Annotated in this window: 1 protein-coding gene; it reads right to left on the minus strand. The window is 62.7% G+C overall.

What is annotated here, in order from left to right:
• Positions 1-407 precede the first annotated feature (407 nt).
• Positions 408-1,448, minus strand: a complete 1,041-nt coding sequence (locus AC630_RS42290; protein ID WP_074124361.1) for an IS110 family RNA-guided transposase — start codon at positions 1,446-1,448, stop codon at positions 408-410.
• Between the last annotated feature and the right edge of the window lie 190 nt (positions 1,449-1,638).

The raw sequence follows: 1,638 nt of genomic DNA on the forward strand, positions 1-1,638 counted from the left end.
CCAGCCACATAATCTTCCACGCGCGCTGGCAGAAAGCTCGGCTGAGCCCGGCTCATGCCGGTCTTGAAGGTGCGATTCGTCATGCCGAATCGTACCTTCCTTCCAGATAAGAATCTTGCCCAACCTCTTCGCTCCATCCGGGCTTCTGTAACGGGCCTGAGTTAGTCAATCCCTTTTTGCGTCATCCACTCGCCGGGAACCTGCTTCTGTACGGGATCGGCGCTGTGGCCGTCGCCTGATGGGGTTCTGGAGAGGAGCAGGTCGGCCAATCTACGGAAGCGTGATCGCATCGGGAATGCGTCGACAACCCGGATGACGGCCTGGCCTGATCCATCGTCCCGGCGAAGGGGACTCCGCTTCGGAAGGGCTGGTGTTGTGGCCCGCCCGAAAGCCTGTGCGCTCCTCTGTTAAGTCACAGCGGCGATTGCCTTGGCCGCCGAGTTGAATGGCACGTTGTCCTTGAGCATGCGCAGCATGATCACGGCGAGCTTGCGCGCCAACGCCACCTTGGCCTTGCTCATGCCGGCGCGCCTGGCGATCCGCATTGCCCAACTCTTGAGCTGCGCACAGCCCTTGATCGGCTTGGTCAGGATGATGTGGGCGGCCTCATAGAGCGCCTCGCGCACGGAAGCGTCGCCATTTTTGCTGATGCGGCCGGAGTAGTCGGTCTCGCCTGACTGGTGCTTCTTCGGCGTCAATCCGAACAGCGGCCCCGCGCGCTTCGACGAGGTGAAGCGGGTGGGATCATCGATGGCGCTGGCATAAGTCAGCGAGATGATCGGTCCCACGGCCGGCGTCGACATCAACAGCCGAGCCTTGGCATCCAAGAGGGACATCGCCCGGACCCGCTTCTCAAAGCCGTTGAACTCGCGCAGCAGAACCATGTGAGCCGCGAGCATTGCTGCGGCGATTGCCTCAAGGGCCGGATGGCCGGCGACCAGCTCGCCGATCCGGGTTGCAAAGCTGCGCTTCGTCGTCTTGCCGACTTTCAACCCGAAGCCGCGCAAGATTCCGCGCAAGCTGTTCTCGATGTCCTGAAGCTTGGCCTGGATCAGCTTGCGCGCCGTCAGCATCGCGCGGATCTCCTGTGCACTCATCGACTTGCAATGCACCGGCCGGAACCAGCCGAGCCGCATCAACTGGGCGATGTTGCGGGCGTCGTTGCGGTCCGACTTCACCGGCATCGCCTTGAAGGCGTCGCTTGCGTGGCGCGTCTCCAGAAGCTCGACCGCAAGGCCGGCCTTCTTCATTGCCGCGTAAAGCCACTGTGAGAGCGGCCCTGCCTCCAGCCCCATCCTGGCGAGATCGAACCCGAGCGAACGGAACCAGCCGATCAGCGCCTCCGGCTCGCTGGCCACCTTGGCCTCCCGCACGATCTTGCCGTTCGCATCGACAACGCACACGCTGGAGCATTCCAATGACACGTCGATTCCGGCATAATGGTCCATGGTCGTCTCTCCTCGATGCTTGGAGCGAGGCTTAGGCCTCGACTCCGCTACACCATCAATGTGAGGGACGACCGCTTGCCTTCCAACCAAGCCGCGCGACGCGCGCATCAAACAGCGCCGTAGCTAGCGCGGCTTGGTTGAAGGCCTCAGGGAGCCCGTTACCCCATCTACGGGCGCCCCCCTAATGCTT

It is taken from the genome of Bradyrhizobium sp. AS23.2 (genome assembly GCF_001908185.1).
Lineage (GTDB): Bacteria > Pseudomonadota > Alphaproteobacteria > Rhizobiales > Xanthobacteraceae > Bradyrhizobium.